General features: G+C 58.5%; 19 protein-coding genes. 15 read left to right on the top strand and 4 right to left on the bottom strand.

The window, feature by feature from the left end; genetic code table 11:
- Nucleotides 1–98 precede the first annotated feature (98 nt).
- On the top strand, nt 99–1616 hold the full coding sequence (locus tag MYS68_RS29365) for an aldo/keto reductase (RefSeq protein ID WP_248929203.1): 1518 nt from the start codon (nt 99–101) through the stop codon (nt 1614–1616).
- Complete coding sequence (locus MYS68_RS29360) at nt 1613–2119, top strand: DNA-deoxyinosine glycosylase (RefSeq protein ID WP_248929202.1); 507 nt, start codon at nt 1613–1615, stop codon at nt 2117–2119. Before MYS68_RS29365 ends, MYS68_RS29360 begins: the two co-directional genes overlap by 4 nt.
- A 382-nt stretch (nt 2120–2501) precedes the next feature.
- On the opposite strand, the gene MYS68_RS29355 is transcribed toward MYS68_RS29360, so the two are convergent.
- Entirely contained in the window at nt 2502–2651 is a 150-nt protein-coding gene (locus tag MYS68_RS29355) for a hypothetical protein (protein WP_248929201.1), read from the bottom strand.
- Nucleotides 2652–2805: 154 nt separating this feature from the next.
- Between MYS68_RS29355 and MYS68_RS29350 the strand changes: the two genes are divergently transcribed.
- Together MYS68_RS29350 and MYS68_RS29345 are read left to right on the top strand one after the other, a co-directional pair.
- On the top strand, nt 2806–3342 hold the full coding sequence (locus tag MYS68_RS29350) for a hypothetical protein (RefSeq protein WP_248929200.1): 537 nt from the start codon (nt 2806–2808) through the stop codon (nt 3340–3342).
- A 137-nt stretch (nt 3343–3479) separates the two neighbouring features.
- Entirely contained in the window at nt 3480–4595 is a 1116-nt protein-coding gene (locus tag MYS68_RS29345) for a hypothetical protein (RefSeq protein WP_248929199.1), read from the top strand.
- 786 nt (nt 4596–5381) lie between these two features.
- On the opposite strand, the gene MYS68_RS29340 is transcribed toward MYS68_RS29345, so the two are convergent.
- Nucleotides 5382–7424 carry a transglycosylase domain-containing protein gene (locus tag MYS68_RS29340; protein WP_248929198.1) on the bottom strand — a complete coding sequence of 681 codons (2043 nt, stop codon included), beginning with the start codon at nt 7422–7424 and terminating at the stop codon, nt 5382–5384.
- 202 nt (nt 7425–7626) lie between these two features.
- On the opposite strand from MYS68_RS29340, the gene rluF reads away from it, so the two are divergent.
- Nucleotides 7627–8346: a 23S rRNA pseudouridine(2604) synthase RluF gene (rluF, locus tag MYS68_RS29335; RefSeq protein WP_248929197.1), complete on the top strand. Its 720-nt coding sequence runs from the start codon at nt 7627–7629 to the stop codon at nt 8344–8346.
- Here rluF and MYS68_RS29330 read toward each other — a convergent pair.
- The gene (locus MYS68_RS29330) at nt 8343–9062 is read right to left on the bottom strand and encodes a response regulator transcription factor (RefSeq protein ID WP_248929196.1); all 720 of its coding nucleotides are present in this window, start codon (nt 9060–9062) and stop codon (nt 8343–8345) included. The genes rluF and MYS68_RS29330 overlap by 4 nt on opposite strands.
- A 102-nt stretch (nt 9063–9164) precedes the next feature.
- On the opposite strand from MYS68_RS29330, the gene MYS68_RS29325 reads away from it, so the two are divergent.
- The 3 genes from MYS68_RS29325 (at nt 9165) to MYS68_RS29315 (ending at nt 13381) form a co-directional block, all read left to right on the top strand.
- Nucleotides 9165–11246, top strand: a complete 2082-nt coding sequence (locus MYS68_RS29325) for a sensor histidine kinase (RefSeq protein WP_248929195.1) — start codon at nt 9165–9167, stop codon at nt 11244–11246.
- Nucleotides 11247–11412: 166 nt separating this feature from the next.
- A complete protein-coding gene (locus MYS68_RS29320) occupies nt 11413–12438 on the top strand; it encodes an HD-GYP domain-containing protein (RefSeq protein ID WP_248929194.1) in 1026 nt (341 codons plus the stop codon).
- Nucleotides 12439–12454: 16 nt separating this feature from the next.
- Entirely contained in the window at nt 12455–13381 is a 927-nt protein-coding gene (locus MYS68_RS29315; RefSeq protein ID WP_248929193.1) for a GGDEF domain-containing protein, read from the top strand.
- A 95-nt stretch (nt 13382–13476) separates the two neighbouring features.
- Here the strand turns inward: MYS68_RS29315 and MYS68_RS29310 are convergent, their stop codons facing one another.
- On the bottom strand, nt 13477–14334 hold the full coding sequence (locus tag MYS68_RS29310; RefSeq protein WP_248929192.1) for an AraC family transcriptional regulator: 858 nt from the start codon (nt 14332–14334) through the stop codon (nt 13477–13479).
- Nucleotides 14335–14540: 206 nt separating this feature from the next.
- Here MYS68_RS29310 and MYS68_RS29305 point away from each other — a divergent pair, with 206 nt between their 5' ends.
- The 7 genes from MYS68_RS29305 (at nt 14541) to MYS68_RS29275 (ending at nt 22987) form a co-directional block, all read left to right on the top strand.
- The gene (locus tag MYS68_RS29305; RefSeq protein ID WP_248929191.1) at nt 14541–15716 is read left to right on the top strand and encodes a galactokinase; all 1176 of its coding nucleotides are present in this window, start codon (nt 14541–14543) and stop codon (nt 15714–15716) included.
- A gap of 52 nt (nt 15717–15768) precedes the next feature.
- Nucleotides 15769–16758, top strand: coding sequence for a UDP-glucose 4-epimerase GalE (galE, locus tag MYS68_RS29300; protein ID WP_248929190.1), 990 nt, complete (start codon nt 15769–15771; stop codon nt 16756–16758).
- A 38-nt stretch (nt 16759–16796) separates the two neighbouring features.
- Complete coding sequence (locus MYS68_RS29295) at nt 16797–18383, top strand: UDP-glucose--hexose-1-phosphate uridylyltransferase (protein WP_248929189.1); 1587 nt, start codon at nt 16797–16799, stop codon at nt 18381–18383.
- Nucleotides 18384–18651: 268 nt separating this feature from the next.
- Nucleotides 18652–20109, top strand: a complete 1458-nt coding sequence (locus tag MYS68_RS29290; protein ID WP_248929188.1) for a circularly permuted type 2 ATP-grasp protein — start codon at nt 18652–18654, stop codon at nt 20107–20109.
- Nucleotides 20110–20134: 25 nt separating this feature from the next.
- A complete protein-coding gene (locus MYS68_RS29285) occupies nt 20135–21085 on the top strand; it encodes an alpha-E domain-containing protein (RefSeq protein ID WP_248929187.1) in 951 nt (316 codons plus the stop codon).
- Complete coding sequence (locus tag MYS68_RS29280; RefSeq protein WP_248929186.1) at nt 21082–21948, top strand: transglutaminase family protein; 867 nt, start codon at nt 21082–21084, stop codon at nt 21946–21948. Before MYS68_RS29285 ends, MYS68_RS29280 begins: the two co-directional genes overlap by 4 nt.
- 70 nt (nt 21949–22018) lie before the next feature.
- Entirely contained in the window at nt 22019–22987 is a 969-nt protein-coding gene (locus tag MYS68_RS29275; RefSeq protein ID WP_248929185.1) for a metallophosphoesterase family protein, read from the top strand.
- Nucleotide 22988: the final 1 nt, after the last annotated feature.

Below are 22988 nucleotides of genomic sequence, written 5' to 3'. Positions count from 1 at the left end.
CCATTCAGAGCTAAACCGTTTCCGCTTGACGGGAATTCGCCTCTGGAGTACTGTTAATTTATACCAATGAATAGGCTGCGACAAAGAGGAGGGTTCTGATGCTGGCAAACATAGCGGGCCAAGCTACGCAAGAGGGAACAGCGCGATGGGCGGGGGCGCACCCTTCCGTTTCGTTTCATCGGCTCGGCCGGACGGGGCTTATGGTGAGCGCCGCCGGATTTGGCTCCTATCGGGTTGACGCTTCCGTGGAAGCGCATCGCGAGGCGCTGCGACACAGCTTGGAGCGTGGGATCAATCTGATCGATACGAGCGCCAACTATGCGGATGGCGGTTCCGAGCGGCTGATCGGACAAGTTCTCGCGGAGCAGATCGGAGAAGGGCGGCTAAGCCGCGAGCACGTCGTGATTGTGTCCAAGGCCGGGTATTTGCAGGGGGAAAATTACCGTTTGAGCGCGGAGCGCAAACGGGCCGGGCGGCCTTTTCCCGAGCTGGTCGAATATGCGGAAGGGCTTGAACACTGCATCCACCCGGAGTTTTTGGAGGATCAGCTCACCCGCAGCCTGGAGAGGCTCCAGCTTGACACGATCGACGTGTACCTGCTGCATAATCCCGAATACTACTTGAACTGGGCCGGCTCGCATGGCGTATCCCCGGCGGCTGCACGCGAGGAATATCTGCGCCGCATCGAGGCGGCGTTCCGCCATTTGGAGAGCGAAGCGGACCGCGGCCGGATCGGCTGCTACGGCATCAGCTCGAACACGTTTCCGTCGCCGGCCGGGTTTTTCGCGCATACGCCGCTGGATGCGATCTGGGACATTGCGGAGCGCATTTCGCCGAACCATCGATTTCGCTGCATCCAACTGCCGGCCAACCTGCTTGAAACCGGTGCGTTCACGGAACGCAATCAGCGCGGCGGCTTGACCGCAGCCGAGTTCGCGCAGCAGCATGAGCTCGCGGTGCTCGTCAATCGCCCGCTGAACGCGTACCGCGGCCACCGCTTGACGCGGCTCGCGGACGTGCCGGAGTCGCCCCCCGTCGGGGAGGGCGACGTCGAAGCTGCGCTCGAGCGCCTGCGCGAGCTCGAGCAAGAGCTGGCGCGCGGCGTGCTGCCGCGCGCAGGGCTAGCCGCCGCCCCCGTGGAGGGCGGCGAGCTGCTGCGCCGCTGGCACGCCTACGGCGCTCACGCGGTGTGGATGCACAGCCTGCGCGGCCGCATCGTGCCGGCCGTGCAGCAGGCGATGGCGCCGCTGCTCCGGCTGGCGCCGCAGCACGCCGAGCTCGCGCGCTGGAGCGGCGAGTACACGGACGTGATGAACCGGGCGTTCCGGCTCATCACGCTGTATTACCAGCAGGCGGCGCGCGAAGAAGCCGCGGCGATCCGCGCCCGTGCCGAGGCTGCCGATGCCGATTGGCGCGCTGCCGGCAGCCTGAGCCGGCTCGCGGTGCGCGCGCTGCGCAGCACGGCGGGCGTCGGCAGCGTGCTCGTCGGCATGCGGAGCACCGCGTATGTCGACGACGTGCTGGCCGAGCTGCAGCAGCCGGTGGAAGCACGGGACCGCGCGGCATCGTGGGAGCGGCTGCGGCAATCGCTGGATGGGGAGGAGGGGCACGTTTGATTCACTCGTTTCCTCCGGTTGCGGACAGCCGCAGCCGTGTGCTGATTTTGGGTTCGATGCCCGGCGAGGCGTCGCTTGCCAAAGCGCAGTATTACGGCCATCCGCGCAATCATTTTTGGCCTCTGCTGTATGCGCTTTTCGGTGGCGGCACCCCGGACGCGGCATACGAGGAGCGGCTGGCGTTCGCGCTGCGGCACCGCATCGCGCTGTGGGACGTGCTGCAGAGCTGCGAACGCGAAGGGAGCTTGGACAGCGCGATCCGGTGCCCGGTGGCGAGCGATTTCGCCGCGTTTTTGACCGAGCACCCGCGCATCGCGCATCTGTTTCTGAACGGGACGGCGGCGGCCCGCTTGTTTGCGAAGCATGTCCGTTTGCCGGAGGAGATTCGCGGGCGGCTGACGGTGACGGCGCTGCCGTCGTCGAGCCCGGCCAACACGATGCCGCTGGAGCGCAAGCTGGCCGCTTGGCAGGCGGTGCGGGAGAGCTTGAAGGAGCAGCCCTAGAGGGGGCGGACCGAGTGCTTCAGGTTATCCGCGTTCGCGCGGAATCGCGGGTTGGCCAGGGTTTATTATTTCGGGAGATGCCCAACTCTGAATAAACAGAGGAACTAAAGGTGCGCTAAATCAGCGGAAAATGGCATGTGTGTCGGGGAAACAGAGCACCTGAGCTCCGCTAATTTTCAAAATAACCTGAAATCGACCGCTTAGAGCACCGTAGTTTCGCTATCGTGGTCCCCCGCTTAAGAGGGTGGCTGCCGGCCGGTCAGGAAAAAAAGAGGACGATTCGGCGTGCAGCCGTCCGTCCTCTTTTGGCATACATTCAGGAAACAATGGGGCCAAGCAAGTTTTGCGGGCAATCGGTGGCTCTTAAGGGCAGCCTTGTCGGCTATTGCTTCTCTTTGAAAATCGCGCCGCGCAAATTTTTCGTCGTTTTCACATCTTCCACCGTATCGTTGACGAATTCCATGTCCTGGTTTTCCGCTTCCATGTGGGCGGTGCCTTCGTAGTTGCCTTTATGTTCGGTATTTTCGGACATTGCTGCCGCTCCTTTCGGTCAAGGTGATCTGATCGTTCCAACTTTAACCTGTGCAGCGGGAGAAAGATTTATACGGAGCCGGGATTCGCGCGGAATGAAAACGGCAGGCCATGGTATACTATACCAAAAACAGTGAGGCAGGGAGGTGCGCCTTATGGCGCGGGGAGCGTTTCACGTCCCTTACGGGTACAATAACCAGCAAAAAAGCGGGCCAAAGGGCAGCCTGTTCGTCTACGACAGCATGGAAGGGTGGGAGCGCGGCGACTTCGAGCGTGTGATCGCCTGGGCTGCGGAAAAGCAGTACGCGAAGCTGGTGTGGTTTCCTCTTCACGAGGAGACGGTGCGGCGCATGGGCACCGGCCCGGTCCGGCCTTTTTACCGGAGGGCCGAGGAATTGGAGGAGATGATCGGCGAACTCGAATCGGGCGAGGTGTACCAAACGGTCGAGGACTGGGAGGGCCGCCGCAAAAAATATACGCCGATGGAGACGGCTTTTCGCTTTTTGACGGAGAAGTACCCAGGCCCGCACGCCGTGTATATGACCGAGAGGACGGCCAATCTGTTCGCTGGGTATGCGTCGTTTGACGAATGGATCCGCAAAATCCGGCTCGTCATCGTACCGTCTTCGGCCCCGGTGTTTCATCCGAAGCTGCTTTCGAACGAGAACCGTTGGGAGCGGCTGGTTCTGTAAAAAATCCCCCGCCCTTGTTTAGGCGGGAGATGAATAGGCGCAGCGGCACAATCAATCCCCCCGAAAATCGCCAAAGGCGACGAATCGTATAACCATACGCCGCAAGCGGTGCAGCAGCAAGTTCGGGGGGATTTTCCATGAAAAAAATGATCGTCATTTCGCTTTGCGCATTTTGTACGCTTTTGGCTGTCTTTGGCCTGTGGATGGCCGATAGTCCGGCTTCTGCGGAGGTGTCCCAGGAAACGAGCGGCATCTTTGCCGGGACGGACGCCAAGCAGAAAACGATGAACGTCCGTGTTCAAGGGGCGGATCAAAGCTATCCGCTCGCGTCGTCCGTCTGGGTATACCGCAACGGGAAAAAGGCGGCGCTGTCCGATCTTCAGCCGGGTGATACGCTCGACATCATATTGAACAGCAAAGGGCAGGCTGCTTATATAAAAGCGGCAAGCGCGGCTCCGTCGCCGGCACCTGCGGCCGGTACAGGCGGAGCCGGGACCACAGCAGCCCCCGGGGAAGCCGCGTCCGGTACGGCCCGCTCCGCAGGCTCGCCGAACGCCGGAGCCGCCGGCCAGGGCAGCGGCGCTTCTTCCGGCATCGCGGCACCCGGCAGCACCGGCTTAAGCGGCTCCTCCGGCACCGGCGCATCGGGAAGCGCACGCTCCGGTGTCGTTTCGCAGGGCAGCGGTGCTGCGGCGGCAACGCAACCGGGATCGGCTGCGGCAGGGACGGGGGCAGGCCAAAAGGGTCAAGCGTCCTCAGCGGCTTCCGTTGGGACCGGGCAGGCCCAGCCTGTATGGAGCGAACTGAAGCTGTCGCTGCGCGGCAGCGGAATTCGCCTGGAAGCGAAGCTGGAAGGCAAGCAGGGCGAAAGCAAAGGATGGCTGTATATCGATTCCGGGGACCACGCCCGCATCAAGCTGGACGGCAATGAGGCGCAGCAGGTGCTTCGCCAGTGGCTTGCAGGCGTCAATTTGTCCGCAGCCGACGCCGAGGAGCAGGTGAAGCAGCGGCTCGCCAAGGAGCTAGGCTTATCCGACCGTTCGCTTAACCTGAAGCTGGAGGTTAAGGGATTTCAAATGTCCCCGCCCTCCGCGGCATCGTCTACCTCCATCCGGGACGCGGAAGATGAACGGCCCGGCGGCAAACTCGCCGATTCCGAAAAGGACGATAAGAACGAGAAGACGAAGGAAAAACGCGACGAACATCCGGGCAAGGGAAAGGACAAAGGCAAGGACAAAGACAAAGACGATTGAACGGGCGTACGTCAAGGTGTTCCGAAGCATGCAGCTTACAGGGCTGCATGTTTTTTTGGTCCATACAAAGTACAAGACTGTAGGACAGACGAGAATCAACCGTTGTAAAGGCCGTTTTTGTAGGAACAGAGAGTTGCCGTGCTGGGGTTAACCGGAGCAATAAGTGACCGGAAGTTAGCTGGGATGAGATGCCCAGTCAATGGGTGTCGGTTTAACGGATACATACGGATCGTAGTATATAGGTATATAAACCGAAGAGGAATACACGTTCGCTATCCGCGGATAGATGGGCACATTGAAAAAAATAAAGGAGCTGAGAGGCAATATATCGGTAGAAAATGGCTTGAGGAGTGGGAAAACAGACAATAGATCACCTGAGTACCGCTAATTTTTCAAAAATATCCGAAATGGATCCACTTAGCGAACCATAGTTACCACAGTTCCGCTATGGCCCCGCTTAACCCGATAGCGTAGGACGCCCATAGATTGAGATTGATCCCGGAATACCCATTCGTATTGCTGACGGACCGAGCAGCCGTTATTTAATGAAAATAGGGCGATTTGAAAATGTAACGGACCCGGGAGGCGCTATTGAGCGAAAAAACCGTAAACGGATGGTATTTTTTGCTCAATAACGGCGCTGGAGTCCGTTGCATTCAAGATCCGTGCAAATGACGGAAAATAGCGGCGCTGATGTCCGTTAGAGTGTGAATTTGGCGGATTCGCTCCCTTAACGAAGGGCCCCCAGCTAAAGGTATAGCAGCGATAATTCAGGAGCCGGGATGCTTAATCCCGGCCCTTCTTTTTGCCCTTCGGGCCGCCGCCGTGGGCTTGCCCCGGAGGTGCAGCCGGCTGCTCCGGCTTTGCCGCAGGAGGCGCCGCCAAGCCGCCGGGGCCCGGCGCAGCAGCGCCCGCCGCAGGCTGCCAGCCCGGCGGCGCGGCGAAATCCTGCACCGGCACGCCGTTCAGCGCCCGCTGCAGGATTTCTCGAAACAGGACGGCCGGTACGGCTCCGCCCGACGTCGTCAAATAATGGCTGCGGTCGGTTTTGTCGTAACCGACCCAGACGGCGGCGGCATACTCCGGCGTGTAGCCGACGAACCACGCGTCGCGGGCGCCGTCACGGCCCGCCGCGGCAAACTCCGGCAAGTCCGGCAGCTGCGTCGTGCCGGACTTGCCGGCCGTCGGCCGGGGCAGCGCCGCCTGGCGGCCGCCGCCCTCGGCCACGACCGCCTGCAGCAGCCGCGTCATCGTGTACGCGTGCTCCGGCGCCGTTACGCGGCTGCGCGTGGGTGCGGCTTCGACGAGCACATGGCCGTCCTTCGTCGTGATTTTGCGGATGGCGTGCGCCTGAACGAGCTCGCCGCCGTTCGCGAAGGCGCCGTACGCCTGCGCCATCTGCAGCGGCGACACGCCTTCGAACAAGCCGCCGAGCGCGATGCTGAGCGACCGGTCGCCGGCTCCCAGCGGAATGCCCGCACGCCCCGCGTAGTCGATGCCGGCCTGCAGGCCGATCTCGTTCAGCAGCCAGACGGCCGGGATGTTCCACGAGCGCAGCAGCGCCTCGCGCATCGTCACCTGGCCGCGCGTGCCGCCGTCCCAGTCGCGGGGCCGGTAGCCGGCGATGTTCAGCTCGCCGTCGTACAGCAGCGACTCCGGCGTCCAGCCGCGCTCCAGCGCCGGGCCGTATACGGCGATCGGCTTGAACGCGGAGCCGGGCTGCCGCTTCAGCTGCGTTGCGCGGTTGAAGCCGCGGTACACCGCGTCGCCGCGGCCGCCGATCAGCGCCGCGATGCCGCCGGTGTGCGGGTCCAGCACGGCCGCCCCGCTTTGCACCGGCTGGTCGTCCGGCGACTTCGGGAACAGGTCGTCCCGGCGGTACGCCTCCTCGGCGGCTTGCTGCGCCGCCGGATCAAGCTCGGTATACACGAGCAAGCCGCCGGTCAGCAGCTGCTGCTCGGTAAACCCGTAAAGCTCGGAAGCCTCCTCGATCACATAATCCGTGTAGGACGGATATTGCCCCTTGAGCGACGGCCGCTTGGAGCTGCTGAGCGTGATCGGACCGGCCGATGCCTGGGCATACTGCGCATCGGAAATAAAGTGCTGGTCCCGCATCAGCGCCAGCACCGTATTGCGCCGCTCGGCCGCCTCCTCCGGGTGGCGGATCGGGTCATAGGCGCTGGGCGCCTTCGGCAAACCGGCCAGCACGGCGCATTCCTCCAGCGTCAGCGCCTGGACGTCCTTGCCGAAATATTGCCGGGAGGCGCACTGCACCCCCCAGCAGCCTTGCCCGAAATAGATCGTATTCAAATACAGCTCCAATATCTCGTCCTTCGTATAGGCAAAATGCAGCTTGACCGCATAACCCGCTTCCTTCAGCTTGCGGCTCCACGTTTTGTCGGAGGTAAGGAACATATTTTTGGCCAGCTGTTGCGTAATCGTGCTTCCGCCCTCCTTCATCGAACCGGTCGCCACATCGCGTATGGTGGCGCGGGCGATCGCCCACAGATCGACGCCGATATGTTCATAGAAGCGCCGGTCCTCCGTGGCGATGACGGCGTTCCGCAAATCGAGCGGCATTTGCGCAAGCGGGACCGGGACGATTTTCGAAGCGGAGAGCTGGGATGCCGGCTGGTCGTACCGATCCAGCACCGTCGTCGGCTCCGGCAGCGGATTTTCCAGCCGGCTCACGTCGAGCGCGCTGACGGCATAGGCGGTCCAGGAAACGGACGCGATAAAAAGAACCGCCGCCGCTAGGACAAACCCGCGCAGGACAGCCTTTTTGCTCCGGGGGCGCTTTGGCGCCGTCTTCCGGACTAATTTGATCATAAACTTTCCCTCCCGTTTAACGTACCGTATGAAACGGTCGATTCATGAACGGGAACAATCCCTTTCATTGGCGTATCCATAAGATTCGTGGGACGATTGCCGTTTCGGCAGGTGGCCCGGGAGGAACAGATCGCCATTTGGGCAATTCCGCACGCAATGGTATAATGAATGCCAGCGAAACAACAGCGGGAGTGATCAGGCTTTGAGGATCAACAAATTTATAAGCGAAACGGGCATTTGCTCGCGCCGCGAGGCGGATGCGTGGGTCGAAGCGAAACGCGTGACGATCAACGGCCGGGTAGCCGAGCTCGGCAGCCTGGTGGAAGAAGGGGACGACGTGCGCGTGGACGGGCGTCCGATCGGAGAGAAGACGCGCCACGTCTACATTGCTCTGAACAAACCGGTCGGCATTACGAGCACGACCGAACGGCACGTCAAGGGCAATATCGTCGATTTCGTCGGGCATCGCGAACGGATTTTCCCGATCGGCCGTCTGGATAAGGACTCGGAAGGTCTCATCCTGCTGACCAATGACGGGGATATCGTCAATTTGATCTTGCGTTCCGAGTTTGAGCATGAGAAGGAATATATCGTCACCGTGGACAAGCCGATTACGCCGATTTTTGTCAAAGGGATGTCCACCGGTGTGAAAATACTCGGCACGACGACGAAACCTTGCAAAGTTTCTCCCATGGGGGAGCGGACGTTCCGCATCGTGCTGACGCAAGGGCTGAACCGGCAAATTCGCCGGATGTGCGCGGCATTCGGCTATACGGTGCGCCGCCTGCAGCGGGTGCGGATCATGAATATCCGGCTGGACGGGCTGAAGGTCGGGACATGGCGCAATTTGACGCCGGACGAGCTGGCCGAGCTTAAGCGGCTTATTCATTATGAGCAGCGACTCTCCAGGCCTGAAGGTTAACCCGTATGGCCCTCCTGCTTCGAAAAATCGTTAAATTTATAGCCGATCCCGCGCACCGTTAAAATATATTTCGGGTCCGCCGGACACGGCTCTATTTTTTTGCGCAAATTGCTGATATGAACGAGCAGCGTGCGCGTATCTCCGTTGCTGTCCACGCCCCAGATCGCTTTGTACAAATCCTCGATGCGATATACCTTGCTCGGATTTCGGGCAAGCTGTGCCAGCAGATCGAACTCTTTGGAGGAGAGGGGGATGAGCTGGCCATTCATCCTGACATTGTGGCTGAGCAGGTCGAGTTCAAGCCCCGGAAAAGACAGCGTCTGCGCGTCTTCCATCATGCGTCCCTGCAGCCGAATGCGGCGCAGGTGCGCCTTTACCCGCGCGACAAGCTGGCTCGGGCTGAACGGCTTGGTGATGTAATCGTCTCCTCCGGTGCTGAGCCCGAGAATAATGTCCATATCTTCTTTTTTGCAGCTGATGAACAAGATCGGAGTATGTACCGTTTTACGCAGCTGACAGCATACCTCGATGCCGTCCATCCCCGGAAGCAGTATATCCAGGATGATCAGGTCGGGCCGGTGCTGCATGACCGCATCGTATACTTTGCGGCCGTCGCCGACGCTGATGACTTCATAACCTTCCTTCAGCAAATACAACTGAATGAGCTCGACAATTTCGGGCTCATCGTCCACAATCATTATTTTTTCTCCCGACATGAAAGATGACCCCCTCGTCCAAGTGACGTCGTTTTCAAAAGAAAAGGTTTGCGTTATGCTGTAGTTGTACAGCAGTAAGCAACAAGCCAAGGAAAGAATGTGGTGTCCAAATTGAAGTTTATTTCCTATTATAAAACGATATTGTTGGTGCTTTCCATCTTTTTGTCAGCCGGATGCTCGAATTTTGTCGATTCATCGCCGGAAGCGCCGAAGGCCGGAGCCGGTTCGATCGATTTGACGGGGTGGAACTGGGAGCAAAACGGCATCGTCGCATTGGACGGAGAATGGGAGTTTTATTGGAACCGTTTGCTCGGTCCGGAAGCTTCCCTCCCCCCGGGCGAACGCCCGGCGGTCAGAGATATGCCGGTTCCGTGGAATCAAGCGAAGGAAAACGGGGAAAAGCTGCCCGCCTCCGGCTTCGCAACGTACCGCCTTCATGTCCGTACCGACGGAGGGGAGCCGATGCTCGCGCTCAAGCTGCCGCCCATCGAGACGGCGTACAAGCTGTGGGTGGACGGCCGGCTCGTCGCGCAGGGCGGCCGGGTCGGCACCACTGCGGCCGAAGCGGTTCCGCATTACGCTCCCGAGGTCGTCGCCTTTGTGCCGGAGAAACCGGCCTTTACGCTGACGCTCCAGGTGTCCAATTTCGACCACCGCCGGGGAGGGTTGTGGAACAGCGTGTTCTTGGGCACGATTCAAGGCGTCGAGGCGTTCGCTCACCGGAAACTCGCCTTGGATGTTTTTCTGGCCGGCTGCCTGCTGATTATGGGAATGTATCACCTCGGCATATACTGGCTGAGAAAGCAGGATCGGTCGGCGCTGTTTTTCGGCCTGTTTTGCTTGCTGATGTCGGTTCGCTCGGTGCTGGTTGGGGAAATGGCCGTTTACCAGTTTGACCCCGACTTGCCGTGGAAGCTGTTGATCCGGGTGGAATACTTGACGATGATTTGCGGCGTACCGCTTTCCGTCTTATTCGTCCGTTCCCTGTACACCAGGGAAATATCGCGCCGTGTGCTGACCGGCATCCTTTGGGTCGGCGGCGCGTTCGCGGTTTGCGCCGTATTGGCGCCTTTTCCGTTCGCTGCCTACTTGGTGCCGCCTTATCAGGCGATAGTGGTAGCGGCATCCGCTTATGTGCTTTACGCGATCGTGCTTGCCGCCTGCCGCAAGCGGGACGGAGCGGTCGTCGCTTTTATCGGCGTTGCGGCCTTTGTTTTCACGGTCATTTACGATATTTTGTATTACAACCTGCTGTCCTCCCGCGGCAACCTCGTTCCGGCCGGCCTGATTGTGTTTATACTCGCGACCTCGCTCATCATCAGCATCCGCTCCGCCAAGGCGTTCCGGCAGGTGGAGATCATTTCGCGCGAGCTCCAGGAGCTGAACAGCGGACTGGAGCAGAAGGTGAAGGAACGGACGCTGGCTTTGGAGAGGTCGAATCAGAGCTTGGAGCAAATGTACGAGGAGCTGGGCCGTTTGGAAAATTCGCGGCGGCAGCTGCTGTCCAATATTTCCCACGACCTGGGAACGCCGATGACGCTCATTCAAGGTTATGTCGAGGCGCTGATGGATGGGGTGGCCAGCGATCCGGAACAGAAGCACCGGTACTTGCGCCTGATTCATACGCGGATCATCGGCCTCAACCGGCTGATTCAGGATTTATTTCAGCTCTCCAAGCTGGAGGCGCGGCAAATCAGCTTCAATGTTCAGGAAATGCCGGTTCGGGAATATATCCGGCTTGTTGCCGAGCGTTACGAGCTGGAGGTGAAGGAAGCCGGCCTGCATTTCGAGCTGCATATTTCATCCGCAGAGGAGCTGCAGGGTACCGTCAAGATCGACCTCGACCGGATGGATCAGGTGTACACGAACCTGATCTATAATGCGCTGAAGCATACTCCGGCGGGAGGAACGATCCGGCTTGTGTATGAGGCGGAGCATCATTTGATCGTGACGAAAATTCATGATAACGGGGCGGGGATCGCCCAGGAAGATCTTCCCTACATCTTCGACCGTTTCTATAAAAAGGACAAGTCGCGCAATTCGGCCGGCGGCGGCAGCGGGCTCGGTCTGTCGATCGCCAGAGAGATCGTCGAGTTCCACGGAGGCAAAATATGGGCGGAAAGCCGGGTCGGGCAAGGAACGACCGTTTGTTTCATGCTTCCGCTGTACCGGGCGTTTGATTAAACTCGGTTTTTGTCAAATTTTAGATAATCTTTAGCTTCTTTTTGTCGAGAAAGTGCTACTATAAAATTATAAGTCAGTGGACGTCACCCCCGAGAGGCGGGTGGCTTTTTAAAATTCATGAGGGCCGTAACCCAGGTTTGACATCCGGAATGGTGGTGCATAGGAATTGTCAGAGCAACGACACCGGCAATGGATCGGCTACCGGATAAAACGGGACATTTTTAATCGGCGGGGCGTTGTGCTGATCCCTTCTCGAACCGTCATCGAGCCATATCATGTCGATTTGATGGCTAAACACGATATTTATTTGGACGCGCACGATTTCGAACTCGCGGCTTCCCCGGACGAACATGCGACCAACGAAAATCTTGTCACCCGGGCCAGCGAAGAAATTAAAGAAATTTTTCATTTTGTCCGCGAGAAAAAAACGGTTCCTTACGAAGAAATCAATAAAACGATCATCCCGACGATCCATCAGGCGACCGAATACCCGAGCCTCTTCAGCGTTTTGTCCGGATTGCAGGCGAAAGACGATTATACATACCGGCATAATATCGGGGTCGGCGTCATCTCCACGATGATCGGAAAATGGCTCGGCCTCGGTGAGGAAGAACTGTCCGTACTCAGCATGGCAGCGACGCTGCACGATATCGGCAAAGTACAGATCGACGACGATATTTTGAACAAGCCGGGGCGGTTTACGAACGAAGAATACCTTCTGATGAAAAAACATACGCTTTACGGGTACGAAATTTTGCAAAAAACGCCCGGCTTATCCCCGCGCATCCCTCTCGTTGCGCTGCAGCATCACGAACGGGAGGACGGCGGCGGCTATCCTCACGGCCTTAAAGGAGACCGGATCGATTTTTACAGCAAAATCGTAGGGGTCGCCGATATTTTTCACGCGATGACCTCGAAGCGGGTTTATAAGGATGCGACTCCGTTTTACCAGGTCATCCGGCAGATGCAGGAGGACGGATTCGGCAAGCTGGAGCCGATGATTTGCAAGCTGTTCATTCAGCGGCTGATGGAGCTGTCCATCGGAGACGACGCCGTGCTGACCGACGGAAGGCGATGCAAAATCGTGATCGTCAATCCGCTGGATATTGTTAATCCGCTGGTGCAGGTGGAAGGGAAGTATATCGATTTGAGCAAGGAACGCGAGCTGCATATAAAGACGCTGGTGGGATGATGAGGTGAGGATGAACATGTCAGAGCGGGATTCGCTTGCCGGGAAAGCCGAACGTTTGTTAACGAAGCGGGATTCATTAAGCGCGATGCTTCGCCAAATGTGCGACAAAATTTATTTCGTCGATCGCCAGAGAGAGCTTCTCTACGGGTTTGACCGCAGCGGAAAAGAGGACTCGGCATTTGAGGTATGTGATTTGGAGCAGTACTTGCAAGAGGTGAGTCATGAGCAGCAGGGAAGGCTGAGGCAGGCGATCGATTTGATGCTGCGGGGCGGCGGTTCGTTTACCGTGGAATTTCAAGCGGTGCCGGACGGAATGCCGGGAAACTGGTACGAGTGCATCGGTATTCCGCTGCCTCCCGATGAAACCGGGGAAGCCCACTTTGCCTTGGCTCTGAAGGATATTACGGCGCGCAAAATGCTGGAGGAAGAGCTTGTGCTCATGGCGTTCCACGATCCGCTGACCGAGCTGCCGAACCGCAGGTTGTTCCAGGTGCATTTGAATCAAAGCCTGGCGTATGCCAAGCGGAACCGTCAGCTGCTGGCCGTGCTTTCGCTGGATGTGGACGATTTCAAGAACATCAACGATTCTTACGGACATGAAGCCGGAGATGAGTTTTTGATCGCTTTTGCCAAAAGGGTGAAGCGCTGCGTCCGGGAGGTCGATATGTTCGCCAGGATGGGCGGCGATGAGTTCAGCATTTTGCTGCCGAAAATCGATTCGGTATCCAGCGTGCATATCGTCACGAACCGGATCCTGTCCGCCATTCGCCAAGGATGGGAGCTGGGCGACCGCAAGCTGAGCCTGACGGCCAGCATGGGGGTGGCCATTTACCCGCACGACGGACAGGATGCCGACACCTTGCTGCGCAACGTGGATGCGGCATTGTACCGGGTCAAGGCGGGCGGGCGCGACGGGTGTTCGTTTTATGATGAAGCCATGTGAAGCGATCCGTTATACAGCATTTTAACAGGGGCCACCGTCTTGTCGCGGCGGCCTTTTGTTTGTTTACGCGACTTCATTTGCTTGTCATGAGATGTCTACAGCTTTTTCATCGACTGGCGGTATTCGGTCGGGGCCATCCCAAACCATCGTTTGAACTGCTTGGAAAAATAAAGCGGGTCGTGGAAGCCGACCGAAGCGGCGATTTGCTCGACCGTCAGCTCCTGTCTTTCGCGCAGCAGCAGCCGCGCTTTCTCGAGCCGGTGCTTGAGCAGGAACGTGATCGGCGTCATCCCGGTCGCTTTGCGGAACAGCGTCGACAAATAGGCGCGGTTGTACCCGAGGTTGTCCGCCATCATCTCCATTGTGATCGGCTCGGCATATTGCGCCGTCATGAACCGGATCGCCTGCTGAACGGCTTTCTCTCCGGCGGTCGCGGCTTCCTCGGGCAGCGCGTGCAGCGGATGAAGCGCCTCGGCGTACTCGGCGAGAATCAGATGAAGCAGGCCGCAAGCCTTCAAATGCGAGCTCGCCGAACGCTCCTGAAACACGGCGCGCAGCCGGTCCAGCAGCTCCGGCACGCGCGGATCGTCGCCGGTATGGGCGATCGGCTGCTGCGGGGTGATGCCTGCGCTTCTAAGCAGCTCGGCCGCCTTGGGCCCCTTGAAGGCGAGCCAGCGGTAAAACCACGGGTCGCCGGCATCCGCTTCATAGCTGACCAGCTTGCCCGGCTCGATGAAAAAGCTGTCGCCGGCTTCAAGCGAATGCGTCTGCCCGTGGCTGGTGAAGCGTCCCCGGCCCGATTCGATGTGATGCAGCAAAAAATAATCGAACACCTTCGGCCCGAGCTTATGGCCGGCGGCCGTTTGGCTGAAGCCGGTAAACAGCACGGCCAGGTCGTCCGAAGCGACGGTCTGGGGATTGGAGACCACATAATAGCTTTCGGCTCGGGACAAACCGGATCACCTCCAACTGGAATGAATTTGGCTGGAATGGATTTGGTACATAGTGTATCATAGAGGAGGATAAGTTGTCTCTCAAATCTAACATTTTTCCATGCCTATCTTACAATGCTCCATAGTGATGACGTGTCTGATCGCTTATACTGAAACCAAGTTCGAACTGATCACAATCCTATTATGTAACAGGCGGTGTCGATACCATGGCAGATGTTCAAATGCTTAAAAGCAAGTTTAACGAATGGTTCGGGGAAAGCGCGGAACCGGTACGGGCTTTCCTCGCGCCGGGACGCGTCAATCTGATCGGAGAGCACACGGATTATAACGGCGGCTACGTGTTTCCGGGAGCGCTGACGTTCGGAACGACGATGTTGATCCGCAGGCGCCCGGACGATCAGCTGTCGTTTGCTTCCACCAATTTTCCATTGCGCCAACAAATTTCCATTCGCGATATTGAATTCCGCAAGGAGCACGAATGGATCAACTACCCGAAGGGAGTCATCCGCGAGCTGCAGCAGCGAGGCGTGACGGTACACGGCTACGATATTTTGTACCATGGCGAAATTCCGAACGGCTCCGGCCTGTCGTCGTCGGCATCCATTGAGGTCGTCACGGCGTACGGTATCCAGGCGATGGAGGGCGTAAGTGCGATCGACAAGGTGCAGGCGGCGCTGCTGTCGCAAAAGGCGGAGAACGAATTCATGGGAGTCCAATGCGGTATCATGGACCAGTTTGCGGTGGCGATGGGCAAGGAAAACCATGCGATCCTGCTTATGTGCGACACGCTCGAATACGAGCATGTGCCGTTTGAGAGCGGAGCGTATAAGCTGGTCATCGGCAATACGAACAAGAAGCGCGGGCTCGTCGATTCGGCGTATAACGAGAGAAGAGCGCAGTGCGAGCAGGCGGTGCAGGATTTGCAGGCGGCGTTTCCGGAGCTCAAGCTGCTCGGCCAGCTGACGCTGGAGCAGTTTAACGAGCATGCGCATCTGATTCAGAGCGGCATCGTCCGCAAACGCGCGAAACATGTCGTGGAGGAAATCGACCGCGTGAAGCAAGCCGTGCAGGTGCTGCGTGCAGGTGATCTGGCTGCGTTCGGCAAGCTGATGAACGGCTCGCACGAGTCGCTTCGCGATTTGTACGAAGTGACGGGGGCGGAGCTCGACGCGATGGTCGAAGCGGCCTGGCAGGTGCCCGGCGTGCTCGGCGCGCGGATGACCGGCGCCGGCTTCGGCGGCTGCACCGTGTCGCTCGTGCATGAGGACAGCGTCGAACGTTTCATCGATAAAGTGGGCAAAGAGTATACGGAAAAAACCGGGCTGGTCGCGGATTTCTACGTGTGCCAAATCGGGGACGGCGTCAAGGAAATCAAGATCTAGGGAAGGGGCCGGTGTTCACCGGCATTCCTTAAATTAAAGGAGAGTGGCAATCATGGCCATTATGGTTACAGGCGGAGCCGGGTATATCGGCTCCCATGCGGTAGCGGAGCTGCTGGCGCGCGGCGAAGAGGTCGTTGTCGTCGACAATCTGCAGCAGGGACACCGCGAGGCGGTGCTCGGCGGCAAGCTGTATGTCGGAGACCTGCGCGATAAAGATTTTATGGGTTCGGTGTTCAAGGAAAACGAGATCGAGGCCGTCATTCATTTTGCCGCCAACTCGCTTGTGGGCGAGAGCATGCAAAACCCGGCCAAATATTACCATAACAACGTATACGGCACGCTTTGCCTGCTGGAAGCGATGAACGAGCACGGCGTGAAGAAAATCGTGTTTTCGTCGACGGCGGCGACCTACGGGGAACCGGAACGCGTGCCGATTCAGGAGAACGACCGTACGCTGCCGACGAACGCATACGGCGAGACGAAGCTGGCGATGGAAAAGATGATGAAGTGGTTCGACACGGCCCATGGCATCAAATACGTCTCGCTGCGCTACTTCAATGCTGCCGGGGCGCATGAGAGCGGCCGCATCGGCGAGGATCACGACCCGGAAACGCATCTGATTCCGATCATCCTGCAGGTGGCGCTCGGCCAGCGCGAGCATATCTCAGTGTTCGGCGACGATTACGACACGCCGGACGGCACGTGCATCCGCGATTACATTCACGTGAGCGACCTTGCCGACGCGCACGTGCTCGCTGTCGAGAAGCTGCGCCGCGGCGGAGACAGCGGCATTTACAACCTCGGCAACGGCAAAGGTTTTTCCGTAAACGAGGTGATCGAGATCGCCCGCCGGGTAACGGGGCATCCGATTCCGGCGGTAGTCCAGGCGCGCCGCGCCGGCGATCCGGCGGTGCTGGTGGCGTCCTCGGAGCGGTGCCGGGCGGAGCTCGGCTGGCAGCCGAAGCGGGACAGCCTGGAGAACATCATTGCGTCGGCATGGGCGTGGCACCAGGCTCATCCGCAAGGCTACGCGTCGAAGTAACCGAGGGAACGCGCAGGAACGGACAGGAGCGAACAACGATGACAACAGGAATCAATCCCCAGCTACGGCTGGAGACGGCCAAAAACATCGAGAGGCTGGTGCAGTTCGGCGTGAGCCGCAAGCTTCTGGATCCTCTCGACGTATACGCGGCGCGCAATGCGCTGCTCGATATGCTCGCGATCGGCGAGCCCTATGAGGGAGATCTCGAGGAGCCGGCGCCGGAAAGCCCGGTCGGCGTCCTCGAGGCGCTGCTTGATTATGCGGCCGAAGTCGGCATTCTCGAGGACAACAACACGACGCTGCGCGACCTGCTCGACGCCCGCCTGATGGGCGCGCTCATGCCGCGCCAGTCGGAGGTGGCGGCGCGCTTTTGGCATACGGCGCGGCAGGCGGGAACGGAGCAGGCGACGGATGAGTTTTACCGGCTGTGCATCGACTCCAACTACATTCGCATGGACCGCATCGCGAAAAATTTGTACTGGCTTGCACCGACCGAATACGGCGATCTGGAGATCACCGTAAACCTGTCGAAGCCGGAGAAGGACCCGCGGGAAATCGCGATGCTGAAAAATGCGCCGTCCAGCCATTATCCGAAATGCCTGCTCTGCGTCGACAATGTCGGGTATGCGGGACGCCTGAATCACCCGGCGCGGCAAAACCTGCGGGTCGTGCCGCTGATGCTTGACGGCGAGCCGTGGTTTTTCCAATTCTCTCCGTATGTGTACTACAACGAGCATTCGATCGTTTTCGACCGGGAGCACCGGCCGATGAAAATATCGCAGCATACGTTTTACCGTCTGCTTGATTTCATCGAACAGTTCCCGCATTATTTCATCGGTTCGAACGCCGATTTGCCGATCGTCGGAGGGTCGATCTTGAATCACGATCATTTTCAGGGCGGCAATCACCGCTTCGCGATGGAAAAAGCGCCGGTGGAAGCGGCTTACGCCCACCCCGATTACCCGAACCTGAAAGCCGGCATCGTGCGCTGGCCGATGTCGGTCATCCGCCTCTCGAGCCACAACAAGCTGCAGCTGCTCCGGCTGGCGGGCGATATTCTTGAAGCGTGGCGCGGCTACAGCGATCCGGAATGCGATATCTACGCGCACACGAAGGGAGAAGACGGCACGGAGACGCCGCACAATACGATCACGCCGATTGCGCGCAATAACGCAAGCGGCGAATACGAGCTGGACCTCGTGCTGCGCAACAACCGGACCAGCACCGAGCATCCGGACGGCATTTTTCACCCGCATCAGGAGCTTCACCATATAAAGAAGGAAAACATCGGCCTGATCGAGGTGATGGGGTTGGCGGTGCTGCCGGGCCGGCTCAAGGAGGAGCTGGAGGCGATCGCCGGCATTTTGCAAGGAGATACGGAGCTTCTTGCGGCTATGACGGACGATCCTCAGCACGGGCTGCACATGCACGCCGAATGGGCGCGAGAGCTGACCGCGAAGTACGGCACTTCGCTTACGGCGCAAGCCGCCATGCAGGCGGTGCGGCACGAGGTCGGAAGCAAATACGCGCAAGTGCTGCACGACGCCGGGGTCTACAAGCGGACGGAGCAAGGGCAGCAAGGATTTCACCGCTTTTTGGAAGGGCTTGGCTTCCGGAGCTTGTAATGCGGCACTTCGAACAAAGGACTTCTTTCCATGGGGAAGGAGTCCTTTTTTTTATTCGTGGAAACCGATTTCAGGCGACCTTTAAGAATATTCGGGTTTTATGTAAGGTATATTGACATAAAATACTAATACACATATGATAATAGTATCAAAACACAAACATTTGAGCGAATCAAGGCTTCTAATGTTAGGTTTTATGTAATATTATCTTACATTATAGATGAGGGGAGGGACTGGTTTTCCGGTTTTCGGAGAATCAGGCACGCGGATGTCCACGATGAAGCCGGCTCAGATTAGCCCATACGGCCTGCAGCCTTTTTATGACGAGATGTTTCAGGATGAAAGGACCGTTCGCCCCCATTACCGGCACGTACACGGCCGGTTTTCACAAATGACGGCGGACGACTTGGCGCTCAAGCAGAAAGCCATCCAAAAGCGGATGCTGGAGGAGGGCATCACCTTCACGCTTTACCGCGGAGCGGAAGCGCAGCCTTTGGAGCGGACGATTCCGTTCGACCTGATCCCGCGCGTCATTCCCCGCGAAGAATGGACGCATTTGGAGAAGGGGCTGCAGCAGCGGGTAAAAGCGTTGAACCTGTTTATCGGCGATATTTATCACCGGCAGCAAATCGTCCAGGACGGCATCATCCCTCGCAGCATGATTGTGGCGAACAAGTATTTTCGGCCGGAAATGATGCGGCTTCCCGTTCCGGGCGGCGTGTACGTCACCACCTCCGGCATAGATCTTATCCGTAACGAACAGGGAGATTACTTTGTGCTGGAGGACAATTTGCGCTCTCCTTCCGGGTTCTCTTATTTGTACAAAAGCCGGATGCTCATGAATCATCTGTTTCCGGAGCTCACTTTATCCCAGCCGATCGTCGATATCGAATTCAGCATGAACCGCTTTTTATCCTCGCTCAAAAGCCTGGCACCTTCCGGCAAGTCGGACCCGGTGATCGCGCTGCTAACGCCCGGCCATTTCAACTCCGCGTATTACGAGCACGCTTTTCTGGCGCAGCAGATGGGCATTCATCTCGTGGAAGGGCGCGATCTTGTTGCGATCGACCATAAAATTTACATCCGCAATCTTCAGGGCTTAAAGCAGGTCGACGTATTGTACCGCCGCATCGACGACGATTTCCTCGATCCGCTGGCGTTTTTGCCGCATTCGATGATCGGGGTCGCCGGGATCATGAACGCATACCGCGCGGGCAATATCGCGATCGCCAACGCCCCCGGCACGGGAGTGGCGGACGACAAGGCGATTTACGCATTCGTCCCGGACATGATCCGATATTATTTGAACGAGGAGCCGGTTTTGCAAAATGTACCGACCTACCTGCTGTCGCGGCCGGAAGAGCGGGAATACGTGCTCGGCCGGCTCGACCGGATGGTCGTCAAGGAGACGTCGCTGTCCGGCGGCTACGGCATGCTGATCGGTCCGTCGGCAAGCGACGAGGAGATCGCGTCCTTCGCCGAGCTGATTCGGCGACATCCGGACCGTTACATCGCCCAGCCGACGGTGAAGCTGTCGCGCGCTCCGGTGCTGGCGGACGGGCGGCTTGCGCCGCGGCACATCGATTTGCGCGCCTTCGTGCTGACGGGCAGCGGCGGGGCGAGCGTCATTCCCGGCGGGCTGACCCGGGTGGCGCTGCGGGAAGGGTCGCTTGTCGTCAATTCCTCGCAGGGCGGCGGCGTGAAGGATACGTGGGTGCTTCATTAATTTTCATATAAAGGAGCGGTTCGGGATGCTGAATCGGAATGCGGAAGCGTTGTTTTGGGTGGGGCGTTATACGGAAAGGGCGGAAAATCACGCGCGGCTGATCGATGTGCACTACCATATTCAGCAGGAAAAGGACGGGGAAAACGGAGGCGAGAAATGGGCCCGGCTCATCGACGCGCTTGGAGCGCGAAACGATTATTTGCTGCGGTACGAGGCGTTTACGGAGAAAGACGTGCTGTCGTTTTTGGTGCTGGATACGGAAAATGTAAATTCGCTCCGTTCGTGCGTCAGCGGGGCGCGCAGCAATCTGAGAACGCTGAGGGAAATGCTGCCGACCGAGCTGTGGGATGTGCTGAACGGCTTCTATCTGTGGCTCGGCGATCAGCAGGTGGAGCAGCTGCTCGAATCCCCTCACGGCTTCTTCAAGCGGACCAAAGAATGGATGGCGATGTTCCAAGGGGCAGAACATTCGGTCATGCTGCGCGAAAACGAGTTTCATTTCATGGAAAGCGGGCGTTTTCTGGAGCGGGCGGAAAATACGCTGCGTATCTTGCAATCGGTCAGCCTGGCCATTTCCGAGGACAATGCGGCGCCCTACCCTTATCTGCTGGCTGTGCTGAAATCGGTCAGCGGTTATCAGGCCTTCCGGCGTTTTTATGCGGACGCGATGGCCATGGAATCGATCGTCGAGTTTTTGCTGCGCAGCGAAGTGTTTCCGCGCTCGGTCTTTTTCTCGTTCGATGCGCTGGAGACGCATCTGAAGGGGATCGAGCTAGAGGAGCAGGGGCGCAGCCTGCCGCATGACAAGGCGATCCGGCTCTCCTGGAAGGTGAAAGCTGACCTCGCTTGCATGGAGAAGGAGGACATCGACCTGAGTGGCTTTGCCGGCGTGCTCGGCGACCTGATGAGGGCGGCGCAGCAGATCGGGCACGCAATGGCCGGCGGCTTTTTTCGACGCGAGGAGGCCACAGCATGAAAATCGAAATCAGCCACGTCACGCGTTACACGTACGAAGAGCCGGCGACGGACAGTGTCAATGAGATCCGCTTGACCCCGCGGACGAATTACCGCCAGTCGTGCTATCATCACGAAATTTCCATTGAGCCGGTGGCGGCGCTGTTTTCGTACGAAGATTATTTCGGCAACCGGGTCCATGCCTTTTCCGTCGCCAAACCGCATCGGGAGCTGGTCATCCGCACGAAAGCGACGGTTGTCACGCATGACCGGCCGCTTACTCCGTTCAACCCGGATGCCGGCAGCTCGCAGCTGGAGGAGCTGGCCGGCGAGAAGTTGCGCAACCGCTACATCGAATATTTGCTGCCGACCGATTATACGGAGGTTACTCCTGAGCTGCTCGAGTTTGCGGAAGAGCTGGGGCCGCTTGCGGACGGGGAGGTCTACGAGTGGGTGAGGGGAGCGGCGGCGGCGATTTACCGACAGTTTGTATATGATCCGCAGGCAACCAGCGTGCATACGACCGTAAGCGAAATGCTGCAGCTGAGGCGCGGCGTATGCCAGGACTTTACCCATCTGCTCATCGCGCTTTGCCGCAGCAAGGGCATCCCTTCGCGATACGTCAGCGGGTATCATTTCGTGGGCGATCTGCAGGGCGGCAGCGCCGATTTCGAGCAGGCTTCGCATGCATGGGTCGAGGTGTTTATCCCCGGGATGGGCTGGTCCGGCATCGATCCGACGAACAACGCCGAGATCGGGTGGCGGTACGTCAAACTCGCCCACGGCAGGGATTACAAAGACATCGTGCCGGTCAAAGGCGTCTATCGGGGAACGGGAAACCAGCGGCTGGAAGTTGTCGTTGATGTTAAAAAGCTGGGCGGGTAGCCAATGTTTGGGATAACCTCCGCAGAAAGTTGACATATTAAGGATACTTTCATATGGCGGAGGGGATTTCATGAAGAAAAGTGCACGTATGCTGCTGGCGACAATCGTATGCCTCCGCCTCGTATTGTGCGGCGGGCCGGTATCGGCCGCTCCGGAGCGACCCGAGCTGACGTTTGCCGTGCTCAGCGATATTCATGTGACGAGCGGCAATGAACAAGCACGGCGGAAGCTGGAGAGGGCGCTGCAGGATCTGGATCAGATCGATCCGGCTGCGGATGCGCTGGTGATCAACGGCGATCTGGGGGACGGCCGTCCCGAAGATTATGAAGCTTTATCGCGTATTATGGCGCGTGTGCCGCATCCGAAGGCGCTTTTTTATACGATCGGCAATCATGAGTTTTATAAAGCCTGGTATGACGGCACAGGGCGCTGGAGCTACGGCACGTTCCCGAACGGAGAGACGGAGATATCCTCCATTCGGCGATTTCTTCAGCTGACCGGCGAACGCGAAGTATATTATGACCGCTGGTTGGCGGGATATCATTTTATTTTTCTCGGCACCGAGCATTACCTTCAGTCGGGGCCGGGCTACGGGGAAACGGCGGCGCTTTTGTCGGAGGCTCAGCTTGAATGGCTGCGCCGCAAATTGGCGGAGAAGCATGCGCCGAACCGGCCGGTTTTCGTATTCCTGCATCAACCGACGAACGTAGCCCTCGCCGAAACGGGCAACCTCAGCCAGCAAAAGCTGCATGCGATATTGAGCCGTTATCCGGAGGTTATGTTATTTAACGGGCATACGCATTATGCGCTGGGCCAGCCGGGGACCATTCGCGACGGGCGGTATGTAACGCTGAACAGCGCTTCGGTTTATGAGCCGTTAAACAAAAATGGCGAGCCTGCAGGGGAGGATGCCAGCCAGGGATTTTATGTTCAGGTGTATCCGGGGCGTGTCACAGTCAAAGGCAGGGACTTCGCGAGCCGGCAATGGATGGCGGAAGCCCAATTCCTCATTCGCTTTCCGCACAAAAAAGCCGGATGAA

The sequence above is a fragment of the Paenibacillus hamazuiensis genome (assembly GCF_023276405.1).
GTDB classification, from domain to species: domain Bacteria; phylum Bacillota; class Bacilli; order Paenibacillales; family NBRC-103111; genus Paenibacillus_AF; species Paenibacillus_AF hamazuiensis.
The sequence above is the reverse complement of the archived record's forward strand: the minus strand, read 5'-3'. Positions and strand labels throughout refer to the sequence as shown.